General features: G+C 69.8%; 10 protein-coding genes and 1 pseudogene. All 11 read right to left on the bottom strand.

Annotated features, from left to right (window positions below; genetic code table 11):
* Positions 1-349: 349 nt before the first annotated feature.
* Positions 350-805, bottom strand: a complete 456-nt coding sequence (locus VGT06_04485; GenBank protein ID HEV8662387.1) for a universal stress protein — start codon at positions 803-805, stop codon at positions 350-352.
* A gap of 27 nt (positions 806-832) precedes the next feature.
* Positions 833-1,300 (bottom strand): universal stress protein, encoded by a 468-nt coding sequence (locus VGT06_04480; protein HEV8662386.1) that lies wholly within the window; start codon positions 1,298-1,300, stop codon positions 833-835.
* Between the two features lie 344 nt (positions 1,301-1,644).
* Positions 1,645-2,595 (bottom strand): annotated as a pseudogene (locus VGT06_04475) (thiamine pyrophosphate-dependent enzyme).
* Positions 2,592-3,809, bottom strand: a complete 1,218-nt coding sequence (gene porA, locus VGT06_04470; protein HEV8662385.1) for a pyruvate ferredoxin oxidoreductase — start codon at positions 3,807-3,809, stop codon at positions 2,592-2,594. Before porA ends, VGT06_04475 begins: the two are co-directional and overlap by 4 nt.
* Positions 3,806-4,129: a 4Fe-4S dicluster domain-containing protein gene (locus VGT06_04465; protein HEV8662384.1), complete on the bottom strand. Its 324-nt coding sequence runs from the start codon at positions 4,127-4,129 to the stop codon at positions 3,806-3,808. The genes porA and VGT06_04465 overlap by 4 nt, the downstream gene beginning before the upstream one ends.
* Entirely contained in the window at positions 4,126-4,710 is a 585-nt protein-coding gene (locus tag VGT06_04460; protein HEV8662383.1) for a 2-oxoacid:acceptor oxidoreductase family protein, read from the bottom strand. The genes VGT06_04465 and VGT06_04460 overlap by 4 nt, the downstream gene beginning before the upstream one ends.
* A 299-nt stretch (positions 4,711-5,009) precedes the next feature.
* A complete protein-coding gene (locus VGT06_04455; protein HEV8662382.1) occupies positions 5,010-5,576 on the bottom strand; it encodes a 2-oxoacid:acceptor oxidoreductase family protein in 567 nt (188 codons plus the stop codon).
* Between the two features lie 45 nt (positions 5,577-5,621).
* Positions 5,622-6,389, bottom strand: coding sequence for a 2-oxoacid:ferredoxin oxidoreductase subunit beta (locus VGT06_04450; protein ID HEV8662381.1), 768 nt, complete (start codon positions 6,387-6,389; stop codon positions 5,622-5,624).
* Positions 6,390-7,571 carry a 2-oxoacid:acceptor oxidoreductase subunit alpha gene (locus tag VGT06_04445; protein ID HEV8662380.1) on the bottom strand — a complete coding sequence of 394 codons (1,182 nt, stop codon included), beginning with the start codon at positions 7,569-7,571 and terminating at the stop codon, positions 6,390-6,392.
* A gap of 39 nt (positions 7,572-7,610) precedes the next feature.
* Positions 7,611-7,838, bottom strand: coding sequence for a ferredoxin (locus VGT06_04440; GenBank protein ID HEV8662379.1), 228 nt, complete (start codon positions 7,836-7,838; stop codon positions 7,611-7,613).
* The coding region (locus VGT06_04435; GenBank protein HEV8662378.1) for a citrate/2-methylcitrate synthase at positions 7,835-8,213 on the bottom strand (379 nt) is incomplete at its 5' end. The genes VGT06_04435 and VGT06_04440, both read right to left, overlap by 4 nt.

Below are 8,213 nucleotides of genomic sequence, written 5' to 3'. Positions count from 1 at the left end.
AGGCCGGGTATGCGTAGTCCGCCGCCATCCGTGTTCCCCTTGCCGTGCGCGACGAAGCGGCAGGTCCGCCGCCGCCAGCCGGGCGGGCGCGACCTGCGGGAGGGCGAGTGGTCTTGAGGGCGGAGCTTACACGAAAAATGCCCTCGAGAGGGCATCATGCGCGCTGCCTTCGAACCGCCGGCCGCGCACCTTGTGAAAACGCACGCAAAACTATCTTTTGTGTACCATCCGCGTTCTCAGGCTGTCAAGGGGAAAGAGGCCGCGGAGGCGCGCTGGTGGGCCTTTCGGTGCAGATCCCCTGTGCCCGCTCTGGTCCGACCCTCCCTCGTCCCGGGTATCCGGGAGCTGTTTACGCCGCTTCGACCAGCATCGCGGCGTGGCGCACGGTCAGGACCGGGCAGGGGGCCATCCGGACGACCCGCTCCGCCACGCTCCCCATGAGGGCGTGCACCAGGCCCGTCCGCCCGTGGGTCCCCATGACGACGAGATCCGCCTTCCGGTCCCTCGCCACCCGCGCGATCTCCAGGAAGGGAACGCCCCGGGTCACCAGGACGTCGGCCTTCACCCCCGCAGCCGCGGCCGCCAGCGCCCGCAGCTTCGCCTCCGCCTCCCGCCGCTGGGCGGCGAAGATCTCCGCCCACTGCTCCGCCGCCAGGAAGGTTTCGGGGGTCATGCTCGGGGTGGGGACGACGTGCAGCAGGAGGAGCACGGCTCCGAGCTGCTCCGCCATCTGGAGGGCCTGGGGCCAGGCCGCCGCGGCGTTCTCGGAAAAGTCGGTCGGGTAGAGGATCAATCGGATCTTCATCGCTTTTCCCCCCTTGCGGCGGCCCCTTCAGGCCGCCTCGCGCAGCTCCGGGGGCCGAACGGTCAGGACCGGGCAGGGTGCCGTCCGCAGGACCTGCTCGGCGACGGAGCCCATCAGGACCCGGCGGAGGCCCGTCCGCCCATGGGTGCCGGTCACGATCATGTCTGCCCCCTTCATGGCGGCGGTCCTGGCGATTTCCTCGGCCGGGACCCCCGGCACGACCAGGACCTCCGCGTGCAGGAAGCGACGGACCTCGTCCGGCACCATCCGGCGGTATTGTTCCCGCACGCTCGCCTCGAGATCGCTGTAGATCAGGTCCACCGGGTGGCGCGGCTGATGGGCCAGGACCAGCTCATCCAGTTCCTTCTCGGACAGGACGTGGAGGATGAGCAGCCCGGCATCCATCCTGATGGCCAGCGCCCCTGCCATCCGGATCGCGGGCTCCGACGCCGAGGAGAGGTCGGTGGCGACCAGGATCTTCTTCAGCTCTTGCATGGCTTCGCCTCCTTGGCGATGGCACCCGTCGGCGGGCTTGTGCCGGACACCTGGACACCTGTCTCTGATGGACGAGCAGAGGCTGCAGGTGCAGGGATCCCGAAGAGCTCCCGCGCGCAGCGGGAACAAACCGTCAGGCCCTCGGGGGCATAGGCGCACTGGGGGCAGCAGACGCGCCCGCAGAACAGGCACCCCCACCGGACCCCAGGCGAGGTCACCCCACAGGAACAGGGCGCCTCAGTCTTCCCCCCCTCCGCCGCCTCCTCCCTTTCATGCCCCCGAGGGACCGGGCGAGCCTGCGGAGGAGCCTCCGCTCCCTCGGACGGGGCGCGACCCGTTCGCGCCAGCAGGGCCTCCCATTCCCGATCGACGCGCGCCTGGATCTCCTCCATCACGTGCCGGTGCTCCGGCTTCAGGAGATGCCGGAAGCGCCCCTGGGCCTCGAGCCACTGCGCCACCGGTTTCTTCTCCCGCGGGGAGTACGTCAGGCGCCAGTGCCCGTCGACGACCTCGAAGAGGGGCCAGTAGCAGGTCTCCACGGCGAGCTGGCTGATCCTGATCGTGTCCGCAGGGTCAAAGCGCCAGCCCCGGTTGCAGGGGGAATAGACGTTGATGAACGCCGGGCCTTCGGCCTCCAGCGCCCGCCGGACCTTGGTGGTCAGGTCCGTAAGGGGTTGCGGGGTCAGCGCGGCCTGGGCCGCGTACGGGATGTTGTGGGCGGCCACGATCCCGGTCAGGTCCTTCCGCCACTGGAGCTTCCCCGGGAGGACCTCGCCGGCCGGCGTCGTGGTGGTATGGGCGCCGAGGGGGGTCGCGCTCGACCGCTGGATCCCGGTGTTCATGTACCCCTCGTTGTTCAGGCAGACGTACAGGAACCGGTGACCCCGCTCGAGCGCGCCCGAGAGGGACTGCAGGCCGATGTCGTAGGTCCCCCCGTCGCCGGCGAAGACGATGAAGGCGATTTTCTCCTGCGGGAGCTTCCCCCGCCGCTGGAGGGCCCGCCACGCGGCCTCGACACCGCTCACCGTCGCCGCCGCGTTCTCGAAGAGGCTGTGCAGCCAGGGGACCCGCCACGCCGTGTAGGGATAGATCGTCGTGGCCACCTCCAGGCAACTCGTGGCGTTCACCACCACCACCGGATACGGAGAGGCCAGCAGGACCTGGCGCACGACGACGGATTCGGCGCAGCCGGCGCAGAGCCGGTGGCCCCCCGAGAGGAGATTGAGACGGGAAGAGAGCTCCTTCACCGACGGAGAGCGGACCGCCGCACCCATCGCGTTCTGGGGCACCATCATGCACCTCCGACCGGGGCCAACGTTCCGGGGCTTTCGCGAAGGGTCAGATACTCACACACCGCCCCCTCCTCTTCCGCCCCCGCTGTGATCCTGAGTAAGCGCTGGTACACCCGCCGGATATCCTCAGGCCGGATGTCCCTGCCCCCCAGGCCGTAGACGTAGTTCACCACTCGCGGACGGGCGTCCAGCCCGTCCAGAGCCGCCCGCAGGTCGGTGAAGAGGGGGCCGCCGGGGGAGCCCGCACTGTCGGCCCGGTCCAGGACGGCCACGGCCTGCACGTGCTTCAGGGCCGCCGCCAGCTCCCTGGCCGGGAACGGACGAAACGCCCGGAGCGTGACGAGGCCGGCCTTCACCCGCACCTGCCGGAGGAGCTCGACCACGCCCTTTGCCGTCCCCGCGGCGGAGCCCATGATCAGGATGGCCACCCGGGCATCCTCCAGTTGGAACGTCTCGAAGAGACCGTAGAAGCGGCCGAACCGGTCTCCGAACGCCTTCCCCACTTCCTGGATGACCCCCGGGGCGTGGGACATGGCCTCCCGCTGCTGCCGCTTGATCTCGGTGAAGTAGTCGGGGAGGACGAGCGGCCCGTAGGTCACCGGATGCTTCAGGTCGAGCAGGGGGTGGGCCGGGCGGTACTCCCCCACGAACTCCCGCACCGCCGCCTCCTCGAGGAGCTCGAGCCTCTCGATGGTGTGGCTGGTCGTGAAGCCGTCGTAACAGACCATCACCGGGAGGAGGACCCAGGGGTGCTCCGCGATGCGGACCGCCTGGAGGAGGCTGTCGTAGACCTCCTGAGGGTCTTCGGCGTAGAGCTGGATCCAGCCGGCGTCCCGGGAGCCCATGGCGTCGCTGTGGTCGCCGTGGATGTTGATCGGGGCGGAGAGGGCCCGGGTCGCAACCGCCATGACGATCGGCAGCCGCAGGCCGGAGGCCACGTAGAGGACCTCGTGCATGAGGGCGAGCCCCTGGGAAGAGGTGGCGGTCATCACCCTTCCCCCCGCGGCCGCCGCGCCGACGCAGGCGCTCATCGCCGAATGCTCGCTCTCGACCGCGATCAGCTCGGTGTCCGCGACCCCGTCGGCCACGAACTGGGCGAAGGTCTCCATCACCTGGGTGGAGGGCGTGATGGGATAGGCGGCGCAGACCTCCGGGCGAATCTGCCGCATGGCCTCCGCCGCAGCCTGGTTGCCCGTCAATGCCACCACCCTGCTCATGCGCGATTCCCTCCGGCGCGGGCCGCCTCTGCCTCTTCCACCATGCCGATCGCCCGGATCTTCACGGGGCAGACGGCCGCGCAGATCCCGCACCCCTTGCAGTGCTCGAGGTCCACCCCCACGACTTTCCCCTCCCGCACGAGGATGGAGCTGTCGGGGCAGAAGAACCAGCAGACCATGCAGTGGGTGCACTTGCCAAAATCAATGACCGGGCGGAGAGTGCGCCAGTCCCCGGTGGCATAGCGCTCGGCATTGCCGGGCTCGAGGATGAGCGCTCCCAGCGGCAACTCCTGCCACCCCCGCTTGGCCTCTTCGCTCATGACTGCTCCCCTTCGCTCTCCTCGCCCCGGACCTCCCGGTAGCCCCGCTCCAGGGCGCGGAGATTGCTCTCCAGGACCGCCGGCGTGACCTTCTTCCCCAGTTCCCGGCGCAGCTGCTGCTGAACCCCCTCCAGGCCCACCTCCGCCGCCATCCGGGTCAGCGCGCCCAGCAGAGGGGTGTTGGGGAAATTCTTGCCCATCTCCTCCCGGGCGATGCGGGTGGCGTCCAGGGTGAAGATTCTCCGACCCGGAACCTGGAGGCGCTCCCGCACCACCCTCGGGTCCTCCGGGGTGTTGATGAGGAGCAACGCGGCGGCATCGGTCCCCGCGAGGAGGTCCTCTGTCTCGAGCAGGCTGGGGTCCACCACGACGACCAGATCGGGCGTGGTCACCTGGCTGCGCTGCCGGATGGGGGACGTGCTGATCCTGTTGTAGGCGCGGATCGGTGCGCCCGACCGCTCCGGGCCATACTCGGGCATGGCCTGGATGTACTTCCCCTCCTCCATGGCGGCCTCGGCAAGGACCTTGGCCGCCGTGATGGCTCCCTGGCCCGCCCGGGCGTGCCAGCGGATCTCCAGCATCGACGCCTCCCCTCCCTTTTGTCAGGCCCGGGTCCGGGCCGCTCGTTCTGTGCGGCCCCCGACCCAATCCCTCGCACTGAGATTCGTTGAGCAACGATGGTGCCAGGATGGAGGGGTTCGAGAGGAGAGCGTAAGGCGTTGGATTTCCAGTGAAAGAGGGCTCAGACCCTGTCGCGTATCGGGGAGAGCGGACGGCGCCTGGGACCTTGGCGCCCTAGGAGCGAGGTCGGTTCCGGGTAAGTAGTGATGATTGAAGGGAAGTCCGCTGGGGCCTTGATGTCCCAGCTTTCGAGCCGGGTTCAGGGGAGCGAGCCGGAGCCTGCGCCAGCGGTTTTCTCTCTCTCGACCAGCTCGAAGCCCGCGGCGAGCGCCTTCAGGTTCTGCTCCTCGGTCCCCTTCGGGGCCCTCGCGGCGACCGCGCGCTCGATGGCCCTCCGGGAAACCGCTCCCGAGAGGCCCACCAGCGCGCCCAGGGCGACGATGTTCGCCGTGAGGGCCTTCCCCGCGGCCTCCTGGGCCGTCGCCAGGAACGGCAGGCGGTGGACGAGATGGCAATTCCCGGGGACCGCTGGCACCCGGGAGGCCTCGACCAGCAGGATCCCCCCCTCTTTCAGATCCTGCCGATACCTGCCACAGGCCTCCAGGCTCAGGGCCAGGAGGAGATCGAGTTTGGTGGCCTTCGGGTAGTCGATCTCCTCCTCGCTGATGATCACCTCGCTCTTGGTCACGCCGCCCCGCGACTCGGGACCGTAGGCCTGGCTCTGGACGACGTTCTTCCCATCCTCAATGGCCGCCTCGGCCAGGATGATCCCCGCCAGAATGACCCCCTGGCCGCCCTCGCCGCTGATCCGGATCTCGTACCCCATGCGTGCCTTCCGGGCGGAAGCCCCGCCGCCGCAGCTCGCGCCGGGCTAGCCGGCCGCTCCCTGCGCCCTCGCGATGATTCCCCCGTAGGCCTCGCCGTACTCGGGCCGGGTGCTCCGGTGGAGAATGCCGGTCGGCAGGGGGACCTTGCCCAGGGCCTGAAGCATCTCGGCCGGCGTCCCGAGCTGGTTCCTCCGGCCATGGATCTCCGGGCAGGTGGTCAGGACCTCGATAAAGGTAAACCCCCGATGCTGAATCCCCTCCGCGATCATCTTCTCCAGGGGGATGGTCCGGTAGGCCGTCCCCCGGCCCACGAAGGTTCCCCCCGCCGCCTCTACCAGGCGGCAGGCGTCGAAGGCGGGCTCGATGTTGCCGTACGGGGTCGTCGTCGAGACGAGCGCCTCCGGCGTCGTCGGGGCCACCTGCCCCCCCGTCATCCCGTAGATCTGGTTGTTGAAGAGGAGACAGGTGAGGTCGATGTTCCGCCGCGCCGCGTGGATCAGGTGGTTCCCGCCGATGGCCAGGCCGTCCCCATCCCCCGTGATGACGATGACCGTGAGGTCCGGCCGGGCGAGTTTCAGGCCGGTCGCGAAGGCCAGCGGCCGACCGTGCGTGGAGTGGAGCGTGTTGCAGTCCACGTAGCCCGAGAGGCGGCTGGAGCAGCCGATCCCGGAGACGATCGCCACCCGGTCCTTCGACAGGCCCAGGCGGTGGATAGCCCGCAGCAGCGCCTTGAGGACGATGCCGTCCCCGCACCCCTTGCACCAGATGTGGGGGAGCATCTCCTGGCGAAGGTACGACGCGTAGTCGAACATTCACACCTCGAGACGCGCGCGCGTCGAGGCGATGCCTCCGCCCGGGACGGGGAGCGCGCCCCGCCGCCCCAGCGCGCCCGCCCGGAGAGTCCGCAGGATCTCCTGGGGCGCAATCGGCTCCCCGCTGACCTTGAAACAGCCGACCACATCCGCCCTTCCCCGGCTTGCCCGCTCGACCTCCCTGGCGATCTGCCCGAGGTTCATCTCGGCCACCACGATGACCCCGACCCGCTCGGCCAGCTTCCCCACCTCCGCGTCGGGGAAGGGCCAGAGGGTGATGGGCCGGAAGAGACCGGCCCGCACCCCCTCCGCCCGCGCCATCCGGACGGCGGCCCTGGCCGAGCGAGCGGTGACGCCGTAGGCGAGGACGGCCACCTCGGCATCGTCGAGCAGGGTGGTCTCGAAGGCGACGATGTCCTCCCGGTGCCGCTCGATCTTCCGGGTGAGCCGCCGCTGCAGGCGCTCGACCATCCGGGGGTCCTGGGTGGGGAACCCGCGCTCGTCGTGAGCCAGGCCCGTCACGTGGTAGCGGTACCCTTCCCCGAAGCTGGCCAGAGGGGGGACGTCATCCTCCGCGTCGCCGAAGGGGAGGTACGCCTCGGGGGGAACCGTCGGCCGTTTCCGCTCCCGCACCCGGCTCGTGGAGGGGTCGGGGAGAACCGTCTTCTCCCGCATGTGGCCGATGATCTCATCGTAGAGGAGGATCACGGGCGTCCGGTAGCGCTCGGCGAGGTCGAACGCCCGGAGGGTCAGCTCATAGACCTCCCGCACGGAGGCCGGGGCCAGGGCAATGATGGGATGGTCGCCGTGCGTCCCCCAGCGGGCTTGCATCACGTCCCCCTGGCCGGGGGAGGTGGGGAGGCCGGTGCTGGGCCCGCCCCGCATCACGTTGACGAGGACACAGGGGATCTCCGCGTAGGCGGCGAAGCCCAGGTTCTCCTGCTTCAGGGAGAAGCCGGGGCCGCTGGTGGCCGTCAGGACCTTGAGGCCGCCGAGCGACGCCCCGATGCAGGCCGCCATGGCCCCGATCTCGTCCTCCATCTGGATGAACTTCCCTCCCACCCTCGGCAGGAGCTTCGCCAGCTCCTCGGCGATCTCGGAGGAGGGGGTGATCGGGTAGCCGGCGAAGAACCGGCATCCCGCAGCGAGGGCCCCCTGCGCGCAGGCCTCGTTCCCCTGCATCAGGCGGACGGTTCCAGGCACGGCTTCCTCCGTCCCAGCCTACTCGACCACGATGGCGAAATCGGGGCAGAGGAGATCGCACAGGAGGCACCTGTTGCAGGCCTCCAGGTTCACCACGGCGACCTTCCCCCGGCCGTTCATCGCCAGGCACTTCTTCTGGCAGACCCGGACGCAGATCTCGCACCCCTTGCACCAGTCCTCCCGGACCCGGATGACCGCCTTCCCGGTCCGGGGGGCGCTCCCTTCCTGTACGGGTGTCCCGATCATCTCGGCCTTCCCCGCTCCCCGCTCCCACCCGCGCCGGCGAGAGCCTGCCCGGCGGCCGGGGGCTTCGCCGATCCCTCCGCTGCCCTTCCGGGGTCCCCGGGACGCGTCGCCTCCTGCCGCCGCTCCAGCGGCACATAGTCCCGGGGATCCTCCCCCACGTAGATCTGCCGCGGCCGGGCGATCTTCTGCTCCGGGTCGAGGAGCATCTCCTCCCACTGGGCAAGCCACCCGGCCGTCCGGGGGATGGCGAAGAGGACCGTGAACATGTCGGTGGAGAACCCCATGGCCTGGTAGATGAGCCCGGAGTAGAAGTCCACGTTCGGGTAGAGCCGCCGCTTCACGAAGTACTCGTCCTGGAGGGCGATCCGCTCGAGC

Origin of the sequence: Candidatus Methylomirabilis sp., assembly GCA_036000645.1 — a bacterium.
Classification (GTDB): domain Bacteria; phylum Methylomirabilota; class Methylomirabilia; order Methylomirabilales; family JACPAU01; genus JACPAU01.
This window is presented reverse-complemented; position numbering and strand designations above follow the sequence as displayed.